Source organism: Microbacterium sp. A93, assembly GCF_051842835.1.
Genome location: NZ_JBPXMT010000002.1, coordinates 269,921 through 296,326 on the forward strand (window position 1 = coordinate 269,921; position 26,406 = coordinate 296,326).

The 26,406-nt window shown below is 66.8% G+C and carries 25 protein-coding genes; 14 read left to right on the top strand and 11 right to left on the bottom strand.

Annotated features, from left to right (window positions below; translation table 11 throughout):
- Nucleotides 1-107 precede the first annotated feature (107 nt).
- A complete protein-coding gene (locus ACSU1G_RS05510; protein ID WP_439278916.1) occupies nt 108-1,715 on the top strand; it encodes a class I adenylate-forming enzyme family protein in 1,608 nt (535 codons plus the stop codon).
- On the top strand, nt 1,712-2,887 hold the full coding sequence (locus ACSU1G_RS05515; RefSeq protein WP_439278917.1) for a CaiB/BaiF CoA transferase family protein: 1,176 nt from the start codon (nt 1,712-1,714) through the stop codon (nt 2,885-2,887). Before ACSU1G_RS05510 ends, ACSU1G_RS05515 begins: the two co-directional genes overlap by 4 nt.
- A 319-nt stretch (nt 2,888-3,206) precedes the next feature.
- On the opposite strand, the gene ACSU1G_RS05520 is transcribed toward ACSU1G_RS05515, so the two are convergent.
- Nucleotides 3,207-3,989 carry an IclR family transcriptional regulator gene (locus ACSU1G_RS05520; protein ID WP_439279402.1) on the bottom strand — a complete coding sequence of 261 codons (783 nt, stop codon included), beginning with the start codon at nt 3,987-3,989 and terminating at the stop codon, nt 3,207-3,209.
- A gap of 363 nt (nt 3,990-4,352) precedes the next feature.
- The gene (locus ACSU1G_RS05525; protein ID WP_439278918.1) at nt 4,353-4,493 is read right to left on the bottom strand and encodes a hypothetical protein; all 141 of its coding nucleotides are present in this window, start codon (nt 4,491-4,493) and stop codon (nt 4,353-4,355) included.
- Nucleotides 4,494-4,596: 103 nt separating this feature from the next.
- Here ACSU1G_RS05525 and ACSU1G_RS05530 point away from each other — a divergent pair, with 103 nt between their 5' ends.
- The 6 genes from ACSU1G_RS05530 (at nt 4,597) to ACSU1G_RS05555 (ending at nt 11,517) form a co-directional block, all read left to right on the top strand.
- Nucleotides 4,597-5,274, top strand: coding sequence for a TetR/AcrR family transcriptional regulator (locus ACSU1G_RS05530; RefSeq protein WP_439278919.1), 678 nt, complete (start codon nt 4,597-4,599; stop codon nt 5,272-5,274).
- Nucleotides 5,271-6,092 (top strand): NUDIX hydrolase, encoded by an 822-nt coding sequence (locus tag ACSU1G_RS05535; protein ID WP_439278920.1) that lies wholly within the window; start codon nt 5,271-5,273, stop codon nt 6,090-6,092. The genes ACSU1G_RS05530 and ACSU1G_RS05535 overlap by 4 nt, the downstream gene beginning before the upstream one ends.
- Nucleotides 6,093-6,301: 209 nt before the next feature.
- Nucleotides 6,302-7,606, top strand: coding sequence for an isocitrate lyase (gene aceA, locus ACSU1G_RS05540; RefSeq protein ID WP_439278921.1), 1,305 nt, complete (start codon nt 6,302-6,304; stop codon nt 7,604-7,606).
- Between the two features lie 198 nt (nt 7,607-7,804).
- Nucleotides 7,805-9,478: a malate synthase A gene (aceB, locus tag ACSU1G_RS05545; protein WP_439278922.1), complete on the top strand. Its 1,674-nt coding sequence runs from the start codon at nt 7,805-7,807 to the stop codon at nt 9,476-9,478.
- A gap of 275 nt (nt 9,479-9,753) precedes the next feature.
- Nucleotides 9,754-10,506, top strand: coding sequence for an enoyl-CoA hydratase/isomerase family protein (locus ACSU1G_RS05550; protein ID WP_439278923.1), 753 nt, complete (start codon nt 9,754-9,756; stop codon nt 10,504-10,506).
- Between the two features lie 150 nt (nt 10,507-10,656).
- Nucleotides 10,657-11,517, top strand: a complete 861-nt coding sequence (locus tag ACSU1G_RS05555) for a coenzyme F420-0:L-glutamate ligase (RefSeq protein WP_439278924.1) — start codon at nt 10,657-10,659, stop codon at nt 11,515-11,517.
- Here ACSU1G_RS05555 and ACSU1G_RS05560 read toward each other — a convergent pair.
- A complete protein-coding gene (locus tag ACSU1G_RS05560; RefSeq protein ID WP_439278925.1) occupies nt 11,514-12,236 on the bottom strand; it encodes a FadR/GntR family transcriptional regulator in 723 nt (240 codons plus the stop codon). The genes ACSU1G_RS05555 and ACSU1G_RS05560 overlap by 4 nt on opposite strands.
- 20 nt (nt 12,237-12,256) lie before the next feature.
- Nucleotides 12,257-13,474: a CaiB/BaiF CoA transferase family protein gene (locus ACSU1G_RS05565; protein WP_439278926.1), complete on the bottom strand. Its 1,218-nt coding sequence runs from the start codon at nt 13,472-13,474 to the stop codon at nt 12,257-12,259.
- A 154-nt stretch (nt 13,475-13,628) separates the two neighbouring features.
- Here ACSU1G_RS05565 and ACSU1G_RS05570 point away from each other — a divergent pair, with 154 nt between their 5' ends.
- Nucleotides 13,629-14,393 carry an SDR family NAD(P)-dependent oxidoreductase gene (locus ACSU1G_RS05570; protein WP_439278927.1) on the top strand — a complete coding sequence of 255 codons (765 nt, stop codon included), beginning with the start codon at nt 13,629-13,631 and terminating at the stop codon, nt 14,391-14,393.
- Between the two features lie 105 nt (nt 14,394-14,498).
- On the opposite strand, the gene ACSU1G_RS05575 is transcribed toward ACSU1G_RS05570, so the two are convergent.
- The gene (locus ACSU1G_RS05575) at nt 14,499-15,071 is read right to left on the bottom strand and encodes a nuclear transport factor 2 family protein (RefSeq protein ID WP_439278928.1); all 573 of its coding nucleotides are present in this window, start codon (nt 15,069-15,071) and stop codon (nt 14,499-14,501) included.
- A gap of 226 nt (nt 15,072-15,297) precedes the next feature.
- Between ACSU1G_RS05575 and ACSU1G_RS05580 the strand changes: the two genes are divergently transcribed.
- The 5 genes from ACSU1G_RS05580 to ACSU1G_RS05600 are packed head-to-tail and all read left to right on the top strand — an operon-like array spanning nt 15,298 to nt 20,094.
- Nucleotides 15,298-16,476, top strand: a complete 1,179-nt coding sequence (locus ACSU1G_RS05580; protein ID WP_439278929.1) for a thiolase family protein — start codon at nt 15,298-15,300, stop codon at nt 16,474-16,476.
- Between the two features lie 44 nt (nt 16,477-16,520).
- Nucleotides 16,521-17,279, top strand: a complete 759-nt coding sequence (locus ACSU1G_RS05585) for an SDR family NAD(P)-dependent oxidoreductase (protein WP_439278930.1) — start codon at nt 16,521-16,523, stop codon at nt 17,277-17,279.
- Nucleotides 17,280-17,328: 49 nt separating this feature from the next.
- Complete coding sequence (gene npdG, locus ACSU1G_RS05590) at nt 17,329-18,021, top strand: NADPH-dependent F420 reductase (RefSeq protein ID WP_439278931.1); 693 nt, start codon at nt 17,329-17,331, stop codon at nt 18,019-18,021.
- Nucleotides 18,018-18,791: a crotonase/enoyl-CoA hydratase family protein gene (locus ACSU1G_RS05595; protein WP_439278932.1), complete on the top strand. Its 774-nt coding sequence runs from the start codon at nt 18,018-18,020 to the stop codon at nt 18,789-18,791. The genes npdG and ACSU1G_RS05595 overlap by 4 nt, the downstream gene beginning before the upstream one ends.
- Nucleotides 18,792-18,801: 10 nt before the next feature.
- Nucleotides 18,802-20,094 carry an MFS transporter gene (locus ACSU1G_RS05600; protein ID WP_439278933.1) on the top strand — a complete coding sequence of 431 codons (1,293 nt, stop codon included), beginning with the start codon at nt 18,802-18,804 and terminating at the stop codon, nt 20,092-20,094.
- Nucleotides 20,095-20,113: 19 nt separating this feature from the next.
- On the opposite strand, the gene ACSU1G_RS05605 is transcribed toward ACSU1G_RS05600, so the two are convergent.
- From ACSU1G_RS05605 to ACSU1G_RS05630, 6 genes are all read right to left on the bottom strand, one after another.
- Complete coding sequence (locus ACSU1G_RS05605; RefSeq protein ID WP_439278934.1) at nt 20,114-21,757, bottom strand: FAD-dependent oxidoreductase; 1,644 nt, start codon at nt 21,755-21,757, stop codon at nt 20,114-20,116.
- 147 nt (nt 21,758-21,904) lie between these two features.
- Nucleotides 21,905-22,636, bottom strand: a complete 732-nt coding sequence (locus ACSU1G_RS05610) for a FadR/GntR family transcriptional regulator (RefSeq protein WP_439278935.1) — start codon at nt 22,634-22,636, stop codon at nt 21,905-21,907.
- Between the two features lie 117 nt (nt 22,637-22,753).
- Entirely contained in the window at nt 22,754-24,022 is a 1,269-nt protein-coding gene (locus ACSU1G_RS05615; RefSeq protein WP_439278936.1) for an NAD(P)/FAD-dependent oxidoreductase, read from the bottom strand.
- Between the two features lie 5 nt (nt 24,023-24,027).
- The gene (locus ACSU1G_RS05620; protein WP_439278937.1) at nt 24,028-24,348 is read right to left on the bottom strand and encodes a 2Fe-2S iron-sulfur cluster-binding protein; all 321 of its coding nucleotides are present in this window, start codon (nt 24,346-24,348) and stop codon (nt 24,028-24,030) included.
- Between the two features lie 113 nt (nt 24,349-24,461).
- Nucleotides 24,462-24,980 carry an HtaA domain-containing protein gene (locus ACSU1G_RS05625; RefSeq protein ID WP_439278938.1) on the bottom strand — a complete coding sequence of 173 codons (519 nt, stop codon included), beginning with the start codon at nt 24,978-24,980 and terminating at the stop codon, nt 24,462-24,464.
- A gap of 123 nt (nt 24,981-25,103) precedes the next feature.
- A complete protein-coding gene (locus ACSU1G_RS05630) occupies nt 25,104-26,369 on the bottom strand; it encodes a cytochrome P450 (protein ID WP_439278939.1) in 1,266 nt (421 codons plus the stop codon).
- Nucleotides 26,370-26,406: the final 37 nt, after the last annotated feature.

Sequence of the window (26,406 nt, forward strand, 5' to 3'; positions counted from 1 at the left end):
TGTCGCGCCGCAGCCAACCTTGACAGCCCCGCTGCTTGGGCATAGTTTCTTATTCAGGGAAACTAGTTCACATATAAGAATTCACGAGAACTGCACTGGAGCAACACATGAACACGCATCCGACATGGGGATACACCGTAGAACCGAGTGCTTGGAATGGACATCCCGGCCTCGTCTATAGACATCGTCCCGCCTCGATCCTTGAAGCGATCGTTGAGTCGCGTCGATGGGCCGACCGCCCGTTCATCGTGCACGGCGCCCGAACGATGACATTTCGTGAACACGAGCAACTGGTACATCAGACTGCAGAGGTGTTGCGGTCTAGAGGCGTCACATCAGGCCAGAGAATTGGCATCCTGGCGGCCAACTCCCCCGAATGGGTTGCAACATTCTTCGCCATCCTTGAGGTGGGCGCGGTAGCGGTGCCGTTCAACGGCTGGTGGTCGAGCGACGAGGTGGCACACGCGGTAGAAGCGGTGAATCCTGCGTTGATCGTCACGGACGACGAGCGTCGCCATCGCGTGCCGGAACAGATTCCTGTGCTCTTGACCACTGACCTTGGGAAAGCAGCCGATACCTCCGTGCCGTGGACGGATGAGGCTCGGTGGGCAGACTTCGATGAGAACCAGCCAGCTGTCATCCTCTTCACGGCCGGCACTACGGCGTTCCCCAAAGGGGCCGTTCTCTCGCATCGCGCGCTCGTCTCGAATCTACAAACGTTGCTCGGTGTCGCACGCAAACTACCCCAGGACGTTCCCGACGACGCCCGACCGAGCGTGACCTTGGTGGGCCTGCCACTGTTCCACATCGGAGCGATCCAGCTAGTCCTTGTCCCACTCATGACTGGGAGCAAGATCGTGTTCCTCGAGGGACGGTTCGATCCATCCGCAGTGCTGCGGTTGATTTCGGATCACCAGGCCACCATGTTTTCCGGGGTGCCGACCATGATGGAACGGATGCTCCAGCAAATTGGTCATGACGAGCTCAACCTCGCCAGCATGCGCACGATCATCTTGGGCGGAGCCCCCGTCGACCAAGGGCTCTTGAAGCGCGTCCATGCCGCGTTCCCCGGCGCCTCCCGAGGTGTCGGTCAGACGTATGGGCTGACTGAAGCCGGTGGAGTGGTGAGCACAGGGGCAGGTGACTCGATGCGAGCCCATCCTGGCTCTTCCGGGAGACTCGCCCCCGTTGTCGAAGTACGCATCGACAAGCCCGATGAGGACGGCAATGGAGAGATTCTCGTCCGCTCCCCCGCCTGCATGGAGCACTATTGGGGCGAGGAAGAATCTGGGATCGATGCCGATGGCTGGTTCCGCACCGGTGACCTGGGACGGGTCGGGCCGGACCGACATCTGTTCATCTCAGGGCGTCTGAAAGACGTGATCATCCGCGGGGGTGAGAATATTTCAGCCGCTCGAGTGGAGTCCGTTCTCAACACCCACCCCGGAGTGCTGGAAGTCAGTGTCGTCGGATTGCCCGACCCGGATATGGGCGAAGTCGTCGGTGCCGTCATTGTTCCGGTGGGAGCGGTTCCAACCGAGGAAGAGTTGGAACTGCATGCCGGACGTCAGTTGGGCCGATTCGAGATCCCCTCGAAATGGCTGTTCCGCGATGAGCCGCTGCCGACAAACGACTCTGGCAAAGTGCTGCGCGCCCAACTCAAGCAAGAATGGTTGGCATGGGACCAGCCCCTAGTGAGGGCCGGCGCCCGATGAAGGAAAAGTCGAAGTCGGAGGACTACGGTGCGCTGGCCGGCATTCGAGTTCTGGACCTATCTCGAATTCTCGCCGGACCGCTGTGCGGTCAACTGCTCGGCGACCACGGGGCTCGGGTGATCAAGGTCGAGTCTCCGAGCGGCGACGATACACGTGGGTGGGGCACGATCCTTCCACAAGGTTCAAGCTCCTACTATGACTCGGTCAATCGCAACAAGCAGAACATCTGCCTCGACCTGCGTGAGGAGTCTTCCCGAGAGATTCTCTGGGAGCTAGTGGAACAAGCAGATGTCGTGATCGAGAACTTCAAGCCTGGAACCATGGCCAGATGGGGCATGGACTTTGAACGTGACTTGCAGCCTCACAAGCCAGAACTGATCTATTGCCGCATCAGCGGATACGGCGACGACGGCCCGCTCGGAGGAATGCCGGGCTACGATGCGGCGCTTCAGGCGTACAGCGGGATGATGAGCATCAATGGAGAGGCGGACCGTGACCCCATGCGCCTCGGCGTGCCCATTGTCGACATGGTCACTGGCATGAATGCATTTTCGGGCATCCTGATGGCACTGTATGAGCGTGCGCGCACTGGACTAGGTCAGATCGTTGAATGCACGCTTTTCGACACCTCGTTGAGCCTGCTCCACCCGCATTCCGCACACTGGCTTACCAGTGGCAAACTGCCGGTGCGCACCGGAGCCGCCCACCCCTCGATCGCTCCCTACGAAACCTTCTCCACTGCTGGGGGAGCCTTCTTCATCGCTGCGGCAAATGACCGCCAATTCGATGCACTGTGCAGAGTGCTTCGGGTTGAAGAGCTCTCGGAAAGCAGCAAATTCGCCACCAATGAGCAGCGGCTGGAGAACATCGCGGATCTCAGAGAAGTTCTGGCGTCCAAAATTCAGGATTGGGACCCAGACGAACTGAGCGCAGAACTCCTGGCACACGGAGTCACAGCGTCGCCAGTACAGGACATTGGGCAGGCTCTGTTGTCCCCGCATGCCCAGCATCGTGAGATGGTTCTAGAGTTGGGCGAGTACCGAACAGTCGGTATTCCGATCAAGCTTTCGCGGACGCCCGGAAGGGTAGCTACAGGCCCGTCTCTTCGTGGATCCGATACCGAGGCCATACTGCGACAGGTGGCCGCGGCCCAGCCAAGAGTAGCTTCCTAATAGTCCGTGATCCACTGAGCCGCTTCTGGACGCCCGCTTGGTTCTGGTCTGGTCGGGCTTCTGCGCCTCGGAAAGCAGGGGTTACTCAGGCTCCCGACGCGGAGTGACCCTTTGTAGAGTCCTTGGTCGTGCCGGCCTCGGCTGTCGGGTCACGCCGCTGCTGCCTGCGGGTCGCAGGAACGGTGTCAAAAGGTGTGGCCCCAGCAGCTTCCAAGACCAAGGCTGATCGGCTCTGACATAGATCGACGTGGCCTGGGGACTTCGATGACGCAGTATCTGCACGCCCTCTTTTCGAGACCCGCCATAAGGATTGCGGTTGTCAGTTCGCAGGGTCGGCTGATTCCTGTACTGCCAAACGAAAACTGATGCGATGCGCAGCGGCGAGAACCTCCGGCCCGATCTGTGCGAGCTGGTGTTCGTCCATCCGATAGACGGGCCCGACGACACTGACCGCTCCAATGAATTCCCCGTCACCTCCGCGGATTGCAGCGGCCACTGCTGTCGTTCCCTTGACAGTCTCTTCGCGGTTGAACGACAGCTCCGTGCGTCGGGTTTCGGCGATCTCATCGACTACCCGATGCGCGTCTTCGGCCTCGAGGGTAGCACGGAAATCAGCCAGGTCATCGTCGGTCAGTGACGCCAAGAACTGCTTCCCGATTGTTGTCGGATACAGGGGACGAGGTTCACCGAGACGTGCCGCGTAATGGATCAGCTCGGTGCTCTCCGACTGGAAGAGATAGACCACTGAATTGTCTATGACGGTGCCGAGCAGGGCCGTCTCATTGAACCTTCGGCTCAGAGATTCGATGTCGTCTTTCGCCATCTCCACAATCGAGGAGGCACGATAGGGCGCGAGCAGTCGCCTGATTCCGGGGCCGATTGCATACCGATTGTTGCGGACTACGAGAAAATCGACCGCAACCATGCCCTTCAGCAGGCTGTGGACAGACGATCGCGGCGCCTCGAGTCGGTCGACGACGTCGGTGAGCCGTACGCCCGTCGGTGACGCAGCGGCAAGTCCCAGAATACGCGCGATGCGTTCGACTCCCCGGTGACTGCCCTCGGACCGATCATTCGTCGGCATGACTTCCATAACACCCATGTCCTTCACGCTTGACTGGCACCCGATGTCATGGTCTTCGAATCCGCTCCAGATGCACAGTAAAGACCATATACGCCAGCACTCGTAAAGCAGGCCAGGTATGCGTTCTGTATCGTTTTGGACTTCTCGCACGCATATGGGGTTGCCCACCGAGATGCGGTCCGCACGACTCATCCGCTTCCCGAGTCCGTGGTTGGCCGAACACGCTCATCAGGGCGGACCTTCCGGACAGGGCCAGGGTCCGCCGACAAGAGTGCTCACTAACGACCTCGCCGAGGTGACATGGCAACCATCGTCAAGACCTTTCTCCCATGATCGTCAACCGGCGTCTCCGGCTGATCGCGTGGTGAACCACTAGCCCCCTCAAGGCCACAGAAGCTGGCCCCGGGCCAGCATCTTGCCGCGATCCGTGTGCTTCTGACGGGATCGCTCCGGGCCGCCGAGGGCCGCGGTGGCCCGCCGCTCGCGCAGCTCGGCGATCAGGCCTGGGTAGGTTGTCGACATCGACGTCGCCGTCCTTTGGGTGATCAGGCGGTAACTGAAATCAGGTTATCGGGTGGTAACCGAAATTGTCTACACTGGAGCCACACGCACCCCGGAGGAACAGATGACCGCAACCTGGAGGGCCACCCAGAAGGCCAACCGCCGTGCCGCCCTGATGGAGTCCGCGGCCCAACTCTTCGCCGAGCGCGGATTCGCCGCGGTATCCACGGCCGAAATCGGTGAGACCGTCGGGATGAGCGGGCCCGCCCTCTACAAGCACTTCCCATCCAAGGACGCGCTGCTGGCGGAGATCCTGGTGGATGCCTCCGAGCGGTTGTTGGCCGGATGCCGGGCCATCCTGGCCGCGGACGCCCAGGACGGAAGCGGCCCGGCCGAGACCCTCGAACGACTCGTCCGATTCCACCTCGACTTCGCCACCACGGACCCGGACGTGATCCGCATCCAGGATCGCGAGCTGCCGTCGCTCTCGGCCGAGGACAACCAGGTCGTGCGCCGGCTGCAGCGAGAGTATGTCCAGCTCTGGGACGGGGTGCTGGCCGCCCTCGGCCCGGCGCTCGACGACGGCGAGCGCCAGGTCCGCCTGCTGGGCACCTTCGGCCTGCTCAACTCCACCCCGCACAGCGCCGACCGGGTCGCGGCCCACTCCCCCGGTGGCGCCGTCGGAGACACGGACCAGACGGCAGCCGGGGATATCCTGGCCGGGATGGCCCTCCGCTCCCTGGCGGGGGCCGGCGCCACCGGAGCAACAAGACCAACTGGAACCACAGGAGCAGCACAGTGAGCCTTCCCGTCCCTCAGGCGGCCAGCATCTTGCTGCTACGCCCCGGCACCAGTGGTCCCACCGGGGACGCGGCACCCGAGGTCTTCACCATCACCCGCTCGACCCAGCTCGTCTTTAGCGCCGGCGTCTCAGCGTTCCCCGGCGGCCGCATCGACCCGGCGGACGAACTCCCCGACCGCCTGTGGGAGGGCACCGACCTGGACGCCTGGGGGGCCCTGCTCGGACTGGAGGCGGACGCCGCGGGGATGGTCCTCGCCGGCGCCGTGCGGGAGACCTTCGAGGAGACCGGCGTACTCCTGGCACGGCATCGTGACGGCACCCCGGCGCGGCCCGAGACCCTGACGGGACTCCCCGCCGACGTCCGGATCCAGATCGAGCACCACGGACTGGATTTCGGTACCCTCCTGGCCGAGCACGAGTTGCGCCCGGAGGTGACCGGCATGCGGCCGCTCTCCCGGTGGATCACCCCGGAGGGGCCACCACGGCGCTACGACACCTACTTCTTCGCGGCCGCGCTGCCGGCGGGTCAGTCTCCCGGCACCCTGTCCTTCGAGGGGGTCGACAGCCGATGGACGACCGCGGCCGGCGCCCTGGCCGATTTCCGTGCCGGCAGGCACCAGCTGATGCCGCCCACGTGGGCGCAGTTCCGGGCCCTACTCCCGGCCCGCTCTCTGGCGGAGGCCTTGGCCCCCACCGGCCCCGTCCAGCCCGTCATCCCACAGGTCACGGACGGGAAACCCCCGAGGGTGACCGGCTTCGCCGACGTGGACCTCTTTGACGGAGACCTTGAGGCCGGCCGGCCGCCCGACAAGAACTGACAATCATGCCGACGCCAACCGCGGTGAGCCTGGCCGCTGGCGGCAGATCCGACAAACCCCAGTATTTTTGACAGCTGTCAGACTAGACGGAACTTTCGCCGGATTTTCGGCCCGCGGCACTCCAGTTCGGTCAAGACTGGATCTCAACGAAGCAGCGATACACCGCTTCGACACCCCAGATCCACAGTCGAGACCCACAGGAGCCTGCCATGACCGAGCAGACCAACCAGCACACCCCGGCCTCCGCCGAGCAGATCCAGCACGACTGGGACCACAACCCCCGCTGGGAGAACACCGAGCGCACGTTCACCGCCGAGGACGTCGTCAAGCTGCGCGGCCGGGTCCAGGAGGAGCACACCCTGGCCCGCCGCGGCTCCGAGAAGCTCTGGAGCCAGCTCACCGCCGAGCACGCCGAGGGCTCCTACACCAACGCCCTGGGCGCCCTCACCGGCAACCAGGCCGTGCAGCAGGTCAAGGCCGGGCTGCGCGCCATCTACCTCTCCGGCTGGCAGGTCGCCGCCGACGCCAACCTCTCGGGCCACACCTACCCGGACCAGTCCCTCTACCCGGCCAACTCGGTGCCGCAGGTCGTCCGCCGCATCAACAACGCCCTGATGCGTGCCGACCAGATCGAGTTCTCCGAGGGCGTCCAGACGGTGGACGACTACCTGGTCCCGATCGTCGCCGACGCCGAGGCCGGTTTCGGCGGCCCGCTGAACGCCTACGAGCTGATGAAGTCCATGATCTCCTCCGGCGCCTCCGGCGTGCACTGGGAGGACCAGCTGGCCTCCGAGAAGAAGTGCGGCCACCTGGGCGGCAAGGTCCTCATCCCGACCGGTCAGCACATCCGCACCCTGAACGCCGCGCGCCTGGCGGCCGACGTCGCCGATGTCCCCTCCGTGGTCATCGCCCGCACCGACGCGGAGGCCGCCACCCTGATCACCTCGGACGTGGACTCCCGGGACGCGGACTTCATCACCGGCGAGCGCACCGCGGAGGGCTTCTACAAGGTCCGCAACGGGATCGAGCCCTGCATCGCCCGCGCCAAGGCCTACGCCCCGTACTCCGACCTCATCTGGATGGAGACCGGGACCCCGGACCTGGAGCTGGCCAAGAAGTTCGCCGAGGCCGTCAAGTCCGAATTCCCGGACCAGATGCTCTCCTACAACTGCTCCCCGTCCTTCAACTGGCGCAAGAACCTGGACGACGCCACCATCGCCAAGTTCCAGCGCGAGCTCGGCGCCATGGGCTACACCTTCCAGTTCATCACGCTGGCCGGCTTCCACGCCTTGAATCACTCCATGTTCGATCTGGCCACCGGCTACAAGGAGCGCCAGATGTCCGCCTACGTGGAGCTGCAGGAGCGTGAGTTCGCCGACGAGGCCCGCGGCTACACCGCCACCAAGCACCAGCGCGAGGTCGGCACCGGCTACTTCGACGCCATCTCCACCGCCCTGAACCCGGAGAGCTCCACCACCGCGCTCGCCGGCTCCACCGAGGCCGGTCAGTTCTGACCCGGACCTGAACCACCCGGACAAGGGGCGACGCCGGCCCCCACCCGACCGGCCGGCGTCGCCCCTTGTTCTTCCCCGCTTCACCCCGCCACCAGCCCTGGGGCTCTTCACCCTCATCCCGCTTTTCCCGGGCGCGCACCGCGCGCCCGCGCCGCCGGCACCGCAGCCGGGGGCGCACGACTCCCCGAGGAGAATCCCATGTACCCCACCGACCAGTCCATCACCCTCAACTCCGTGACCATCACCGGACCGCACCAGCCCCGCCAGGAGGAGATCCTCACCCCGGATGCCCTCGACTTCCTGGCCACCCTGCACCGCCGCTTCAACGGCCGCCGGGCCGAGCTGCTGGCCAAGCGTGATCAGATGCGGCAGCGGATCTCCGAGGGATACACCCCGGACTTCCTGCCGGAGACCCGCACCATCCGCGAGGACGACTCGTGGCGCGTGGCCCCGCTGGCCCCAGGCCTGAAGGACCGCCGCGTGGAGATCACCGGGCCGGTGGACCGGAAGATGACCATCAACGCGTTGAACTCCGGCGCGAAGTGCTGGCTGGCGGACTTCGAGGACTCCTCCTCGCCGACGTGGTCCAACATGCTGAACGGCCAGGTGAACCTGCGGGACGCCATCCGTCGCCAGATCGACTTCACCTCCCCCGAGGGCAAGGAGTACACGCTCGGCGGGGTGCAGCTGGTGGACCGTCCGACGATCATCGTGCGCCCCCGCGGCTGGCACCTGGAGGAGGACCACCTGCTCGTGGACGGCGAGCCGATGTCCGCTGCACTGGTGGACTTCGGGCTGTACTTCTTCCACAACGCCAAGGAGTTGCTGCGCCGCGGCGTGGGGCCCTACTTCTACCTGCCGAAGACGGAGAACCACCTCGAGGCCCGGCTGTGGAACTGCATCTTCGTGGTGGCCCAGGACTACCTCGAGATCCCGCAGGGCACCGTGCGCGCCACCGTGCTGATCGAGACGATCACGGCCGCATTCGAGATGGAGGAGATCCTCTACCAGCTGCGGAACCACTCCGCCGGCCTGAACGCCGGGCGCTGGGACTACATCTTCTCCATCATCAAGAACTTCCGGGACCGGGGCGACGAGTTCGTGCTGCCGGACCGGGCGGACGTGACCATGACCGCCCCGATGATGCGTTCCTACACCGACCAGCTCGTGCGGGCCTGCCACCAGCGGGGCGCCTCGGCGATCGGCGGCATGGCGGCCTTCATCCCGAACCGGAAGGACCCCGAGGCCAACGAGAACGCCCTGGCCAAGGTGCGCGAGGACAAGACCCGCGAGGCCGGCGACGGCTTCGACGGCTCCTGGGTGGCCCACCCGGACCTCGTCCCCGTGGCCATGGAGGTCTTCGACGCGGTGCTGGGTGAGACGCGCAACCAGATCCGCACCACCAAGCGGGAGGACGTGCAGCGGGACGCCGAAGGCCTGCTGGCGGTGTCCCAGACCCCGGGTTCCATCACCGAGGGCGGGGTACGGATGAACATCGAGGTCGGGATTCGGTACGTGGAGTCCTGGCTGCGGGGCAACGGCGCCGCCGCCATCAACAACCTGATGGAGGACGCCGCCACCGCGGAGATCTCCCGGTCGCAGATCTGGCAGTGGATCAACGCCGGGTCCACCGTGCAGCTCACCGACGGGGGGACGCGCACCGCGACCCGCGAATGGGTGCAGGAGTTGATGGACGAGGAGTTCGGTCGGATCGAGCGCGGCGAGGGAGACCGCTTCGACGACGCGCTGGAGGTCTTCGCGGGCTCCGCCCTGGCCGAGGAGTACCCGGACTTCCTGACGCTGCCGGCCTACCGGAGGTTCCTCTCGGCCAATGCCCCGGCCCGGCAGGAGCTGGCCGGCGCCCCCGCCTGACCGCTGACGCCAGCCGCCCCACGCGCTGGGGCGGCTGGCGTCCGCCTTCCGAAGGGCGATGGTTGACCTGAGTAGTCCGGTTCGGCCGGGCCGGTCATCCATCACCCTGGTGTGGAGGGCAGGGTGCCTGACGGTGGGATGCGGCTGCCGGCATGGTCCCAGTACCCGAGCGCCATTCCCCTCCGCCGATTCCCGTAAGGTGGATCACATCGGTTCTCCTCCGACTACCGAGGAGAATTCCTGATCTCCCCGTTTCGCCGACTCCGGAGGCTCTGTTGCCCCAGCCCGTCACGCTGACCGTGTCTGAGCACATCGGTCACATCCAGCTCAATCGGCCCGAGGCCGCCAACACCATCACCCTGCCGCTCGCTTCGGCGCTGGTCGAGGCCGTCGCCCGGGTCTCGGCCGACCCTGACGTGCATGCCGTCCTGCTCAGCGGAGCCGGCACCCGATTCTGCGGCGGAGGGGACATCTCCTCCTTCACCTCAGCCTCCGCCCCGGGGCCATACCTCACAGAGCTCGCCGCCACCGCCGATACGGCCGTCCAGACGCTGGAATCACTCAAGAAGCCGGTGGTCGCCGCCGTCCAGGGAGCCGTCGCCGGAGGAGGCCTGGGGATCATGCTGGCCGCCGATGTGATCATCGCCGCCGAGGGCACGAAGTTCGTCTACGCCTACCCCTCCATCGGGCTGACCGCGGATTGCGGCGCCTCAGCGTCCCTGCCCCGGGCGATGGGGCTGCACCGGGCGCTGGCCTTCGCCCTCCTCGGCCGCCCGCTGGACGCGGCCGAGGCCCAGTCCCAAGGCCTCGTGACCGAGATCGCCGCCGATCCCCTGGCCCGCGCCCACGACGTGGCCGCGGGGTGGGCGGCCGGGGCGCCCGAGGCGCTCGGCGAGGCTCGGGTGCTGCTGCGGCAGAGCACCACCGGCACCCGCGAGGAGATCGGCGCCCGTGAGGCCTCGATGATGGGCGAACGCGTGGTGACGGCCGAGGCCCAGGCGCTGATGGCCGCCTTCCTGAACCGCTGACCCGTCCTAGCGGTCAAGGACGGGCGCCCTGCCGCTTCACACGATCGAGTCTGAGGATCCTCCTCGTTATAATGCTGATCAATGTCATAAATAGGGTTCTCCACCCCCGAACCGATACGTCCCGGAACCATCCGGAAGAGAGGGGAGACCATGACCGGTCTGTCCATCACGGCCTTGGAGGGGATCCCCGAGGTCTATCCCGGCTACGACCTGGCCGCACTGATCGGAGACGCCGCCTCAGCCTCACCCGAGGGGGTCCGCGATGGGGACATCTTCGTGGTGACCAGCAAGATCGTCTCCAAGGCGGAGGGCCGGCAGGTCACGGCCGACGACCGGGAAGCCGCCATCACCCGGGAGACGGTGCGCCTCGTGGCCAGCCGCCCCCATCCCGGCGGCATCACGAGGATCGTGCAGCACCGCCTGGGTCTGGTCCTGGCCGCGGCCGGGGTGGACAACTCCAACACCCCGGACGGCACGATCCTGCTGCTGCCCGAGGATCCCGATGCCTCCGCACGACGGCTATGCCTCGCCCTGCGCGCCCGCTTCGGGGCCGAGGTCGGGGTGATCCTCTCGGACACCCTCGGGCGGCCGTGGCGTGAGGGGCAGACCGATGTAGCCATCGGCGCGGCCGGGCTCCACGTCCTGCTGGACTACAGGGGTACGGCAGACGCCCACGGAAACGTCCTCGCGGTTTCGGCCGCCGCGGTGGCCGACGAACTCGCCGGGGCTGCCGACCTGGTCAAGGGCAAGGCCACGGGACGGCCGGTGGCCCTGGTCCGCGGTCAGGGCCACCTGGTCCTGACCGATCTGGAGGCCGGCGGCCCGGCCGTCACCGCTCGGCACCTGGTGCGTCCGGCCGAGAACGACATGTTCCGGCTCGGTACCGACGAGGCCTATTCCCGGGGGTTCGCCGCTGGCCGTGCCTCAGCGGCCGACGGAGGGAACAGCTCCGTTGACGGCCCCCACGAAGCCCCCTCCCCCGAGTCCTCCGAGTCTGCCCGAACCTCCTAGGACGACGTCCAGGAGATCGGGGTGTCCAGCAGTTCCGGGAACTTCCGCTCTGCATATCGCGAGTAGGCGGAGATGTGATCGTGCATGGCCTCGAAGGAGGCCGTGGGATCGCGGTCCGCAATAGCCCGGTAGATCGCCGCATGGGCCTCGTAGACGGCAGTACGGCGGTGGACGGGGTAGTCGAAGCCGATGGCGCTACCGTCCAGCATGCCCAGCAGTGAGCCCACCAGATGGCCGAACATGACGTTTCCCGAGCCATGGGCGATGACGTCGTGGAAGCGACGGTTCATCTCGAGGAACACGTCCTCATCCTCGATGGACTCACCCATCTGCTCCACGCTGTAGCGGAGCTCTTCGAGCTGCTCACCGCTCATGCGGGTGGCCGACAGTCGGGCCATCATCGGCTCGAGGCCTTCCCGGGACTCCGCGATCGTCCGGAACGGGGCGTTCTCGAACTGCAGCAGCAGGGTCAGCGCGGTGGACAGCCCACTGCTGTCCGGCTGCTGTACGACGGGCCCTCCGCCGGGGCCCGGCTTCAGGGCGATGACCCCCTGGAGTTCCAGGAACCGCAAGGACTCCCGCAGGGTCCCCCGGCCGATCTGGTATTGCTCCAGCATGGTCTTCTCCGGCGGGAGCCGGTCACCCGCCGTGTAGCCGCTCTTCCTGATGTCCGCGACGATGCGCTGGGCGACCAGCATGGCGGTCTTCTGGGGACGCATGGTTGCCGGCGACATATCCGTCAGCCCCCCGAGACGATGCCGTCGGCGGCGAGCCGGCGCAGGGCCGCTTCGTCCATGTTCAGTTCCCCGCCGAGGACGTCCATCGTGTGCTCGCCCACCGTCGGCACCCCGTCGTAGACGGGCCGGGCGCTGTCGGAGGCATGCAGGATGGCCCCTGGCATCAGGGCGTCGCCCAGGATGGTTCCGGACAGCTTCACCAGGGTGCGCTCCAGGAAATGCGGGTCCTGGACGATGTCACTGGAATCGTTCACCGCGGCGGCCACCACCTGGAACTCCTCCAGGATCCGCAGCACCTGGTCCCGGGACATGGATCCCACCCAGGCCTTGACGATCTCCTGGAGCTCGTCGTTGTTGTCCATGCGTGCGGAGTTGGTGGCGAACTTCGGGTTCTCCCTCAGGTCCGACCGCTCCATGGCGTCGAAGAGCCGCATGGCGATCGTCTGGGCCGAGGCCGCGATGGACAGCCACGCGCCATCACCGGCCTGGTAGATGCCCCGCGGAGAGGCCGAGCCGGAGGTGTTCCCCACCCGGGTCATGATCGTGCCGGTGGAGGTGTAGTTCAGCAGGGCGTCGCCGAGGATGAACATCAACGGTTCGTAGAGGGCGACGTCGACGTGCGTGCCGACTCCGTTGACCTCGCGGCGGAACAAGGCCATGGCCGCACCGAAGGCGGCCGAGATGCCGGCGATGGAGTCGGCGAAGCCGAAGGGTGGGGAGGTCGGCGGGGTGTCGGGCCAGCCGTTGAGGTGGGCGTAGCCGCTGGCTGTCTCGGCCACCGTCCCGAAGCCCGGCCGGGCTTTGTAGGGCCCGCTCTGGCCGAATCCGCTGACACTGGTCATGACCAGCCGGGGGTTGACCTTCGACAGGGCCTCGTACCCCATCCCCCACGCGTCCAGGCGCCCCGGACGGAAGGATTCGATCACGACGTCGGCCCCGCGGATGAGCTCCAGGGCCACCTCGCGACCTTCCGGGCGGCGCAGGTCGATGCCGACAGAACGCTTGCCGGAGTTCAACCGGGCAAAACCCAGGGCCAGACCGTCCTTCTGCGGCTGCCACTGCCGGGCCATGTCACCGGCCACCGGATCTTCCACCTTGGTGACCTGGGCACCGAAATCACGCAGCATTCGACCCGCCGTGGGTGCCGCATACATCGAGCCCAGCTCAACGACCCGCACCCCGTCCAACAGGCGCGGATTCTCCGACAGTGGCTGATCCATGTCAGTCTCGCTTTCTTCCCTCGGTGCTACACTTATAGGTAGTAATAATGATAATAGATTACCAGATCATCACTCGCCTCGGCGAGGCCGGAGAGAACTTCTGAACCTCGCACCACCGGCCGAGGGGCGAGGGACCACCAAGTTAGGGGACTACGTGAATACCCAGATGCCCAACACCTTCGATCTGAAGGGCCGGGTCGCCCTCGTCACCGGCGGCAGCCGCGGCCTGGGCCGGGCCATGGCCTACGGCCTGGCCCGCGCCGGAGCCGACATCATCGTCGCCAGCCGCAACGGCGAGGCGTGCGAGGAGTTCGCCCGGGAGCTGGAGGCGGAAACGGGGTGCCGCGCCGCCGGACTGGGTGTGCACGTGGGTCGCTGGAGCGAACTGGACGGCTTCGTCGACGCGGCCTATTCGACGTTCGGCACGGTGGACATCCTGATCAACAACGCCGGCATGTCCCCACTGTACGACTCCGTGGACACCGTCAGCGAGGAGCTCTTCGACAAGGTGTTCGACGTGAACCTCAAGGGACCGTTCCGGCTCGCCGCCCTGATCGGGACCCGGATGGCCGACGGGGCCGGCGGCTCCATCATCAACATCTCCAGCGCCGCCTCCGTGCGTCCCAAGCCGCACGTGTTGCCCTACGCCGCCGCGAAGGCCGGACTCAACGCCCTCACCATCGGCCTGGCCCATACCTTCGGTCCGACCGTCCGCTGCAATGCGATCATGGCCGGCACCTTCCTGACCGATGTGAGCAAGTCCTGGGACGATGAGGCCTTCGCGAAGCGGTCCGAGTCCTTCGCCCTGCGCCGGGGCGGGCAGCCGGAGGAGATCGTCGGTGCGGCCCTGTACCTGGCCAGCGATGCCTCCAGCTACACGACCGGGTCCATCATCCCGGTCGACGGCGGCCAGCCCTAACCGACCCCGCGACCGAACCCGGCACCACCACCACGGACCTCCGGCATCTCCATGATGCCGGAGGTCCGTCGGTCCCCGTGGGATCGATGCGGGATCAATCGTCGCTTAGATGTAGTCCCGCAGCCAGGCGCTTCCGTTCTCCGAGTAGAGGGCCTCCGGCCAGTCGGACTGCTGGGGCTCTACGTAGAGTCGGATGCTGTTCGGATCCCCCAGGCCTTCGGCGTACTCCGTGACCGGCAGGTAGTACATGTAGGACATCAGGCGGTCCGCGATCATCCACCGGCCGCCCACCCTCCGGTAGACATCCTTGTAGCGCAGCGCCACCAGCATCGCCACCCCGTGGCGGGACACCTCCGCATGCGAGGCGAGAAGACCGGTGGCCACGTCCGGGTCCTCGTCGTTGAACTGCACGACGTGACCGTGGCTGAAGTGGTTGGTGGGACCCAGGGCGGAGAACCGGCCCAGATAGGTCGTCACGATGTCCTCGATGCCGTCGGCGGCGAACACGCCGTCCGCCGACCGGAGGGTGCCGTCCTCGGTGAAGATCTTGCGGATGCCCGGCTCGTCCCGCTCGTCCATGACGAATCCATACAGGACCGCCAGCTCCTGGATGGCGGCCCGATCCTCGAGCCGGCGGATCCGGTCCTCCAGGGACAGTTCAACGGTTTCAACGGCCATGTGCCACTCCTTAGGGTGAGTTCACCGGCACCCGAGGTGCCGATAGATTTTTCAATATAACAATCCCCATAGATTTTCGATCCGTCAAGGGGTGAGGCACCCCGAGCCACGGCTCGGGAGACCCTGCGCCGACCCACCCCCGCGGGGCGTCATGAAGCCGACGACCTGCCGATTTTCATTGCCAACAAGATGACAATCATGATAAGCAATAGGGAGGAGGTCCACCATGACTCAAGACGCCCTGATCATCGATGCACTACGCACACCCACCGGACGGGGGCGATCCGGTGGTGCACTCGCCGAGATCCATCCCGTCGACCTGCTCGGCCAGGCCCTGCAGGCCTTGGTCCAGCGCACCGGAATCGACCCCGGCGACGTGGACGATGTCCTCATCGGCTGTGTCTCGCAGATCGGCGAGCAGTCGGCCACCCCGGGGCGCATGGCCTGGTTGGCGGCAGGGTTCCCGGTCCACGTGCCGGCGACCACGATTGACCGCAAATGCGGCTCGTCCCAACAGGCCGTACACTTCGCCGCGCAGGGCATCCAGTCCGGCGCCTATGACATGGTCATCGCCGGCGGGATCGAATCCATGAGCCGGGTGCCCATGGGCTCCGCCCGCGCCGGCGCGGACCCCTACGGCCAGCAGGTCGCCGCCCGCTACTCCCCCGGCCTCGTGTCCCAGGGCGTCGCCGCAGAACTCGTCGCGGCCAAGTTCAACATCAGCCGTGCTGACCAGGACGAGTACTCCACCCGGTCACACCGCCTCGCCGACGCCGCGACCGCCGCCTTCCAGCGTGAGATCGTCCCGGTCACGGCACCGGACGGCACCATCGTCACGCAGGATGAGACGCCCCGGCCCGGCACCTCCACCGCGAAGCTGGCCGGCCTCAAAGCGGTCTTCGAGACGCCGGAACTCAGCGAACGGTTCCCCCAGATCGACTGGTCCGTCACCGCGGGGAACTCCTCACAGATCTCGGACGCCGCCAGCCTGGTCCTGCTGGTCAGCGAGCGCAAGGCCCGGGAACTCGGATTGGACCCGCGCGCCCGGGTGCACGCCATGACGGCAGTGGGCGACGATCCACTGCTGATGCTCACCGCCCCCATCCCGGCGACCGAGAAGGTCCTCGCGCGCTCAGGCCTCACCCTGGATCAGGTGGACCACTTCGAAGTCAATGAGGCCTTCGCCCCGGTTCCGCTGGCCTGGCAGCAGCACTTCAACCTCGATCTCGATCGTCTCAACCCCCGAGGCGGCGCCATTGCCCTCGGCCATCCCCTCGGTGCCTCCGGCACCCGGCTGATGACCACCATGCTCCACGCTCTGGAGGACCACGGCCAGCGCTACGGCCTCCAGGTGATGTGCGAGGCCGGCGGCATGGCCAACGCCACCGTCATCGAACGTCTGTAACAGCCCACAGCCTGACTGCCCGACAGACCAACAGGAGAACACGCATGAACATCAAGGGAGCATCCGTCCTCGTCACCGGTGGAGCATCCGGCCTCGGTGCCGCCACGGCCCGCCGCCTGAAGGAGGAGGGCGCCCAGGTCGTCATCCTGGACCTGCCCTCCTCCGACGGCGAGGCAGTCGCCGCCGAGATGGGGACCACCTTCGCCCCCGCCGACGTCACGGATCCGGACAGCGTCAATGCTGCCCTCGACGCCGCCGAGGCCATCGCCCCGTTGCGCGCCCTCGTGCACTGCGCCGGTCGCGGCGGGGCCGTGCGCCTGGTCGACCGCGACGGCAATCCGGGCTCCCTCGAGGACTATGAGGGTGTGGTGCGGACCAACCTGATTGGCACCTTCAACGTGCTGCGGCTGGCGGCCGCCCGGATGGCCAAGAATGAGGACCTCGACGGCGAGCGCGGCGTGTGCGTACTGACGGCGTCCGTGGCCGCCTGGGAGGGCCAGATCGGCCAGATCCCCTATGCCTCGGCCAAGGCCGGCATCGTCGGCATGACGCTGGTGGCCGCCCGCGACCTCGCCAGCAAGCACATCCGCGTCACCACCATCGCCCCCGGTCTCTTCGACACCCCGATCCTGGCCCGCCTGCCCGAGAAGGTGCGCGACTCGCTGTCGGCGAGCGTCCCCCACCCGAGCCGTCTGGGCCAGGCCGGGGAGTACGCCTCCCTGGCCCACCACATCATCGAAAACCAGATGCTCAACGGTGAGACCATCCGCCTCGACGGTGCCATCCGCATGGCCCCGCGCTGAGCCGGCCCCTGACCTGAGCCTCATCGTCACCCCACAGAACGGACACGACATGTCTTACACCATCGCCGTCATCGGAGGCACCGGGCCGCAGGGCCGGGGCCTGGGATACCGCCTCGCCATGGCGGGCCACACCGTCATCATCGGATCGCGTGACGCCGCCCGGGCGGCAGACAAAGCCGAGGAGATCCGGGCGAAGATCGACGGGCCGGCGACCATCACCGGAGATGAGAACGCCGCGGCGGCCGCCGGGGCCGACGTCGTGCTCCTGGCCGTTCCGTGGGAGGGCCACGCCGAACTCGTCACCGCCCTGGCTCCCGCGCTGCGCGGGAAGACCGTCATCAGCTGTGTCAACCCCCTCGGTTTCGACGAGCACGGCCCCTACGGGCTCACCCTCGAGGAGAGCGCGGCCGAGGAGGCTCAGCGCCTCGTGCCCGAGGCCACCGTCGTCGGCTCGTTCCACCACGTGGCCGCGCTCACCCTGTGGAAGACCCAGGGTCCGGTCGACCACGACGACGTGCTGGTGTGCGGGGATGATGCCGAGGCGAAGGCGCTGGTCATGGACCTCGCCACCGCGGTGACCGGCAAGCGCGGCATCGATGCCGGCGCGCTGCGGCTTGCCCGCCAGCTGGAGCCCCTGACCGCCGTGCTGATCAACATCAACAAGAAGTACAAGACCCGCTCGGGCCTGGCCATCACCGGAGTCAAAGAACTGGCGCCCAGCGGGATCGGGGAGACTGTATGAGCCGCGAGGAACAACCGCTGATCATCGAGGAACGCGGACGGATCCTGATCCTGACGCTCAACCGGCCCCAGGCGCGCAACGCGATGTCCCTGCAGCTCTCCGAGGAGTTGGCGGAGGCCTTCGAGATGCTCGACAGCCGCCCGGACCTGAGTCTCGGTGTCATCACCGGTGCCGGCGGCACGTTCTGCGCCGGCATGGACCTCAAGGGCTTCGCCCGCGGCGAGATCCCCATCGTGCCGGACCGCGGTTTCGCCGGCCTGGTGCAACGTCCGCCGCGCAAGCCGCTGATTGCCGCAGTGGAGGGCTATGCCCTCGGCGGCGGCTTCGAGATCGCCCTGGCGTGCGACCTGATCGTCGCCGCCTCCGACGCGACCTTCGGCCTGCCCGAGGTGAAGCGGGGGCTCACGGCCAACGCCGGCGGCCTGTTACGCCTCACCCATCGCATCCCGTACCACCGGGCGATGGAACTCATCCTGACCGGGCGCATGCTGCCGGCCGAGGAAGCCGGAGAGCTCCAGCTGCTCAACCGGCTCTCCGCTCCAGGTGCCGCCCTGGACGACGCCCTCGAGCTGGCCGAACAGGTCGCCGTGAACGCACCCCTGGCGCTGGCCACCTCGAAGCAGGTCATGGTCGAGTCCGTGGACTGGCCTCTGGCGGAGCAGTTCGAACGCCAGCACGACTACGTGAACCCCATCCGCACCTCGAACGACGCCGCAGAAGGGGCCCGTGCCTTCGCGGAGAAGCGCACCCCGGTCTGGACCGGCAGCTAGGGAACGCCCCGTGAGCCGTGAGGCGGCCTCCCGGGTCAGTTCCCCCTCGGGACGGCGACCGTTGTGGGCAGGCCGGACCCTCGCCCTGATCGGCATCGTGGCCGTGGCCATCAACCTGCGCACGGCCGTCACCGCCATGTCCGCCATCGTCACCGAGGTGTCCGGGGACATCGTCCTGAGCGATGCAGCCCTCGGCCTCATCGGCATGCTGCCCCCGCTCATGCTGGCGGCCGGCGGGCTGCTGGGGCCGGTCCTCTCACGATGGATCAGCCTCGAGGCGAATCTGGTGGCGTCCATCGTGGTGATGGTGGCCGGGCACCTGTTGCGCGCGCAGGCCACCACCTTCCCGGAGCTGCTCGTCAGCAGCATCGTGGCGATGTTCGGCATGGGGGCCGGCAACGTCTTGCTCCCGGCCCTGGTGAAGACCTATTTCGCGGACCGGATCGCGATGATGACCAGCATCTACGCGATGCTGTTCTCGGTGAGCACCGCCATCCCGGGCACCGTCTCCCCCATGGTGGCCGATGCCGCCGGATGGCGGACGGCGCTGCTGCTCTGGGGTGTGGTGGCCATCATCGCCCTCCCCCCGTGGCTGGTGCTGCTGGCCCGGAGCGGGGTCAGCCGTCAGGCCACGAGGCTCAAGGGGCCCGACGCCGGCCCGGCCGCCTCCCCGGGTCCGGTGCGGCCGCCGCGGGCGCCGATCTGGCGGTCGAAGGTCGCCTGGGGGCTGTTGCTGATGTACGGCCTGGCGTCCCTCAACGGCTACGCCATGCTGGCCTGGCTGCCGGAGATCCTGATCGACACCGCCTCCGTCACCCCGGTCGAGGCCGGGGTGCTGCTGTCCTGCTACGCTGTGACCGCCGGCCCCCTGGCCCTGGTGGTCCCGACGATCGCCATCCGGATGCGGAACCCCGGGGTCCTCAGCTATGTCGGTGCCACGACCTTTGTGGCCGGGTATCTGGGCCTGCTGTTCGTGCCCGGATTCCTGACCCCGGTCTGGGTCTTCACCGCGGCGCTGGGCACGGGCCTCTTCCCGGTCATGCTGGCCCTGATCAACACCAGGACACGCACCCCGGCCATGACCGCCTCACTCAGTGGGTTCGTCCAGGGGTGCGGTGCCCTGGTCTCCGTCCTGGGTCCCTTGGTCGTGGGCATCCTGCGCGATGTCACCGGGGGCTGGACCGCCCCGTTCCTGTTCCTGATCGCCACCGCCATCGGCATCGCCGTGTCCGGCGTCCTGATGCGCAACCCCCGCATGGTCGACGACGAGGTGCTGGGCCCCGACCGCACCGCATCGGCCTAGCTGGGGCCGATGGGCCCGGCTAGGGTCGGCGGGTCCGTTGGGCCGCCGTGCGGCCGGCCAGATATCCGAACACCAGGGCCGGGCCGAGGGTTCCGCCGGCACCGCCGTAGACCATGCCGGTCGGCGCGGCCATCACGTTCCCGGCGGCATACAGCCCGGGGATCACGCCGCCGTCTACGTCCAGCACCTCCGACCGGGCCGTGGTCCGCGGCCCGCCCTTGGTCCCCAGGGTGCTGCTGTGGACCTGCACCGCATAGTAGGGGCTGCGCTCAATCGGACCGAGGGTGGAGGACGGGTCCGGATAGCTGGCCCGGTGCCCGACGAAGCCGTCGTAGGCGCTCTGACCACGGCCGAAGTCGGGATCCACACCCCGCCCGACGTTCTCATTCCAGCGCGCCACGGTGTCCTCCAGCGACCCCGTGGGAAGGTCCAGCCGCGAGGCCAGGCCGGCCAGGGTGTCCTCGCGGGGCACCCAGTCCGGCATCGGTCCGCCCGGTGGTGTCATGAAGCCGCCGAAGCGATCCACCATGTTCTGGTCGAAGACCACCCAGCACGGCAGGTTGCGGTAGTCGAAGGTCGAGACGTCCAACTCGTGGAAGGCACCACCCAGGGCGTTGTAGTTGGTCGCCTCGTTGGTGAACCGCCGGCCTTGGCGGTTAACCATGATCGTGTGCGGGACGGTCCGCTCGCGCTGGACCAGGTGAACCCGCTGCCACTGCTCGCCCTCCTCCAGGGGCAGAGTACAGACCGGGGCCCACCAGGCCTCGCGCATGTTGCCCAGGCCCGCCCCGATGCGCATGGCCATCCGCAGTCCGTCGCCGGTGTTGCTCGGCACCGACGCCGGATGGTCCAGAGGCCCACGCAGGAAGTCGCGGTTGAGGGAGGTGTCCCATTCGAAGCCACCCGTGGCTAAGACGACTCCCTGGCGTGCGCTGACGTGGTGGCGGCCCCCCGGCCCCTCCAGGTCCACACCGCGGACCTCCCCGTCTTCGACTCGGAGCCCGACGGCGCGGTGGCCCACGTGGACCTCCACCCCTCGGGCCAGGCAGCCGTCCAGCAGGGCCGCGACCATCGCGCGGCCGAGGCCTTCGACCTGTCCGTCCTCGCGTTCAGCCGCGACCTCCGGGGCGATGATCCCGGTACCGCCGCCGGTCGGCGATTCCGCCACGACCATGCGGCGCGGTGATCCCTCCAGCCGCTCGGCCCATTCGCCGAGTCCCTTCAGCGAGAACAGCCGCGGTTCCAGTGATCTGCCGCCGTCCGGCTTCCCGCCGGGGTGCTCTGGGTGGTAGTCGGGGTACCCCGCCACCAGTGACATCTTTAGCGGTGTGGTGTCCAGCCAGTCCAGCATCTCGGGGATCGTGTCCACGAACGCCTCGGCCAGCTCGGGGACGATCATCCCGTTGGACAGGGACTCGAGGTAGGCCAAGGCATCTTCCCGCGAGTCCTGCAGTCCGGCCTCGTGCGCATAGCGGTTGTTCGGCAGCCAGGCCACCGCACTGGCGAGGCAGGTGGTCCCGCCCAGCACCGGCGCCTTCTCGAAGAGGCCGACCCTGGCCCCGCCGTCGGCTGCGGCCAACGCGGCGATCAGTCCGGCAGCTCCACTGCCGAGCACGACCACATCATAGGCCTGGGTTGCGCCTTCGGAGGTCCTGGTGTTCATGCGCCTGCTCCTCTGATCCGGGAACTCCAACCCGACGGATTGGATGCTCGACGAACACCACAGACTGAGGACTCACCCCAGGTGAGTGCGCGTCACCACGAATCTAGTCGGATGTGACGATGGACACAATGATTATACGGAATTGGTCTAGAGCGTCCACGACACGGGGGCGTCGAGGACCGCGGGGAATTTCCGTTCCACGTAGTTCGCATACTCCGTGATGTGCTCGAGCATGGTGCGGCCGGCCTCGTCGGGATCATGGGCGGCGAGGGCGTCATAGATCGCCGCATGAGCCTCCGCGACCCTCTTGCGGCGGTGGCGCGGGTAATCGACACCGATCGAGCTGCCGTCCAGGATGCCCAGCAGAGCGTCGATGAGATGGCCGAAGATGGCGTTGCCGGAATGGTGCGCAATGAGGTCGTGGAAGCGCTGGTTCATCTCCAGGAAGACCTCCTCATCGTCCAGGTTCTCCCTCATCTGGTCGACGCTGTCCTTGAGTTCCACCAACTGCTCGTCATCGATCCGCTCCGCCGCCAGCCGCGCCATCATCGGTTCCAAGGCGCTACGGGCCTCGGTGATGGTACGGAACGGCGCGTTCTCGAACTGCAGCAACAGGGTCAGGGCCGTGGCCAGGCCACTGCCATCCGGCTGCTGGACGATGGGCCCGCCCCCCGGACCCGGCTTGAGCACGATGATGCCCTGCAGTTCGAGGAAGCGCAGGGATTCACGGAGCGTGCCGCGGCCGATGCCGTAGTCCTCCAGCATCACGCGTTCGGGGGGCAGATGGTCACCCACCGTGTTGCCCCGGCGTTGGATGTCAGCGACGATCCGTTGCGCGACAAGAACGGCCGTCTTCTGCGGCCGCAACGAACCCTGCATGGTCTACCTCCGATGGGTTAGAACGACAGCACTGCCGCATATCTAATCGAATCATGAGTATAGTCCCATGGCCATGATCGGCCATTCCAGCTCACGTCAGCCCAACGGACCGGAAGGTCAGAGAGCGGACTCCTGTGCAGACATCAACTTCTTCAGCGGCACGCTGGCGTCGACGATCACCTCGGCTGGGACGTTCAGGCCCTTGGCCAGCAGTGACTTCACCGACATGAAGTCCGCGGGGTTGTTGATGCAGTCCGCGGCGATGACCTGGCCGTCCTGGTAGTAGATGAACGAGAACTTGTCGTTCTCGATCGATCCGCGCGTGACCACCTGGTCGTGCCCTGCCGAGAGCCCGGCCATCTGCAGCTTCACGTCGCCCTGATCGGACCAGAACCACGGGATCATCCGGTAGGGGACTCCGGCCCCCGTGACGGACAGGGCCGCATTGCGCGCCTGCTCCACGGCATTGTTGACGCTCTCCAGGCGCAGCCGCTCCGGAGCACCCTCGCGCGGCATCGGGTTCGGCAGCTCGGCACAGTCACCGGCGACCACAGTGGTTCCGTCGGAGGCCAGGGAGAACTCGTCCACGACGATGCCGTTGGCCGTCTCCAGCCCGGATTCCTCCGCCAGCTCAGTCCGGGGGACCACCCCGATGCCCACCAGGACGATGTCCGCGGGGATCACCCGGCCGTCATCCAGCTCCACACCGGACACGCGTCCGTCCTCATGACCCGTGAAGCGCACGATCCTGGCGTTCAGGGTGATGTCCAACCCGCGGGCGCGGTGCGCCTGGAGGAAGAACTCGGAGGTCTCCTCACCGACCGCGCGGCCGACCAGCCTCGGCGCCGCCTCCAGCACGGAGACCTTCTTACCCAACTTCTGCGAGCTGGCCGCAGCCTCCAGACCGATGAATCCGCCGCCGACGACCACGACGCTCTCGGCGTGCTCCATACGGCTCTTCAGGTCCTCTGCATCGTTGGCATCCCGCAGGTAGAGGACACCGTCCAGCTTCCCGCCGTCGATATCGAGCCGGCGAGGCCGGGCACCGACCGTCAGTCCCAGCCGGGCGAAGGGGAACTCGCGGCCCGAGGCTGACACCGCAACGCCCGAGCCGTCGTCGTTCTTGCTGATCTTCGTGATCCGCTCGTTCAGGACCAGGGTGATGTCCTGCTTGTCGTAGAAGTCCTGGGTGCGGAACGCCAGGGTCTCCGCGGTGACAGCGCCCCGCAGAAAGGCCTTCGACAGAGGAGGACGCTGATAGGGAGCATGCGGCTCGGCTCCGACGATCGTGATCGGATCGGCATAACCGATCTCGCGCAGCGAGCTGGCCAGCTGCACCCCCGCCTGGGAGGCTCCGACGATCAACATTCCTTGGAGGGCTGTCATGGCAATCAAACCTGGCTTTCGGGCGTTTCTACGTGGACTTTGTCATCGGCGGAGAGTGTCAGCTGGCAGGAGAGCCGTGAGTTCTCCCGACGCTCGGAGGTCGTGCCGTCCAGCATCTCGTCTTCGAGTTCCTCCATCGGCGGCAAGGACGGGAGGTCCTCTTCGCTGACGTAGACATGACAGGTGGAACAGGCCAGCGAGCCACCGCACTCGGCCACGATCCCCCGGAGGCCGTTGCGGACCGCGATCTCCATGATCGAGTCCCCGTCATTACCCTCCAGCACGTCGACGTCGCCGGTTGCCGAGGTATAGGTCACCTGGGGCATGGTCCATCCTTTCTTTCCAAGACTTCACTACATCTATGATCATGATTGTAACTGTCATTGCAATGTAGCAGAAGGGGTCCCGACCACTTCCACCACCGGAACCTCTCGAGGTGCTACCCGCCCGCGTTGAACCGGACCGGCTCCAGCATCTCCCCCACGGCGTAGACGTCGTTGAAGATCGCCACACCAGCCGGCGTCAGCCGAGCCTCCAGCTGCTCCCAACCCAGCGGCAGACCCCCGCCCTCGTCGAGTCGAAGGGTCGCCAGGGCCAGACGCTGCTCGCGGCTGGGCCAGTGCTTGGCGTCGACGACCGTGAGCTCACCGACGCCCTCGCGCAACTCCAGCCAGGGGTCCACCAGCATGACGAACAGCACGCCCCCATGGGCCTTGTACCTGACGTCCCCACGGTACTTGGCGACACCGTCCCGCTGGACGGGGTCATAGCCGGAAGCATCCTCCAGCTCGAAGAAGAACGTCCCGTCGACCACCGCGGTGGCACCACCACCCGCACCGTAACGACCATCGGGGACGGCGTCCACATAGCGGGTGAAGGTGCCCTTCACCCCCCAGGACATCCCCGGCCGCACCTCGGATTCGACCTGCCCGGCAGCATCATCCGGAACACCACTCATGCTCATACGCCTCGCCCCTACTCATACCCGGCCTGCTCCGGCCGGTGCCTTAACCAGACCCGGACTGCCCTGGGGCAGTCCGGGTCATCGAGGATCCGCTCCGGGCGGACCGTCGCCGCTGGGTCAGAGACGCTCGTCAAGGACGCGCGGGCCGGGCGTGAAGGTGGTCGGCAGCTGGTCGAAGCCGGTGTTGACACCCTGACGCGGATAGCGGACCACTCCGGCCGGATCCACCTTGAAGTCAGGCATCCGCTCGAGGACCTTCGACAGGATGGTGCGTGCCATCAGGCGGCCCAGGTGCGAGCCGGCACAGCGGTGACTGCCCACGCCGAACGCCAGGTGACGGTTCGGGAAGCGCTCGATGTCCACCACGTCCGGATTCTCGAAGCCACCCGCGGCATCACGGCTACCCGAGGACCAGGCGAGCAGGGCCCGGTCCCCTTCCTTGATCTCGACGCCGTGGAACTCCGCATCCTTGCCGACAGTGCGGGCGAGCGCCTGGGTCGGGGAAAAGACCCGCAGGAACTCCTCGACGGCGTTCTGCATCAGGCTGGGATCGTCGATGAGCCGCTGCTTGACTTCGGGATTGGCCGACAGCCATTCGAGGGACTGTCCACTGAGCGAGGCCACCGTGCCGACACCGCCGGAGATGATCAGGTCGACCATGTTCAGCGTCTCCTCCTCCGTAATCGGCCGACCGTTGATCTCGTGGCCGAGGATGAAGCTGATCGGATCATCCCCGGGGTTGAGCTTGCGCTCCGCGATGACCTTCTTCACGCTCTCGGTCAGGGCGGGGAGTTCCTCCTCGCTGACCATCTTGTACTCTGCGCTGTCCAGGGGAGCCGAGAGGATCTTGCGGTGGGCGAAGGAGTAGCGGCGCCAGTCCTCCAGCGGCAACTCCAGCCAGGCGATGGTGATGATCGACGGGATGCCGGTCAGGGTCGCGAAATCTGCTTCACCCTTCTCGATCAGGTCGTCGATGAACATGTCGGTGTAGCGCTCCACCATCGGACGGATCTTCTCGACCCGCTGCGGCGTCAAGAGCTGGTTCATGATGCGGCGGTACGGCAACGACTCCGGCGGGTCCAGGTCGATGGGATAGTGGTCGGTGATCGGACGCTTCGGGATGAGGATGGCCTGCCCCTCGCCGCCGTGATGGCTACGGGCCGAGGAGAACATCTCGTCATCACGGGCGGCATCGAAGATGGCCTGATATCCACTCAGGACCCAGTAGCCACCCCACTTCTCCGTCCAGGCCACTGGCGTGGACTCGCGCAACTTGCGATAGCTGCCCACCGGATCCCTGCCATGCGAATCGGCGTTGTGGTCGAAGTCGACAACCGGACGCCTTCCGTGAGCCGAGTTCTCGACGGTCTGCTGCTCTGTCATGGAATTCCCTTCCCTAAACCTTCCGCCTCGCGTCCCG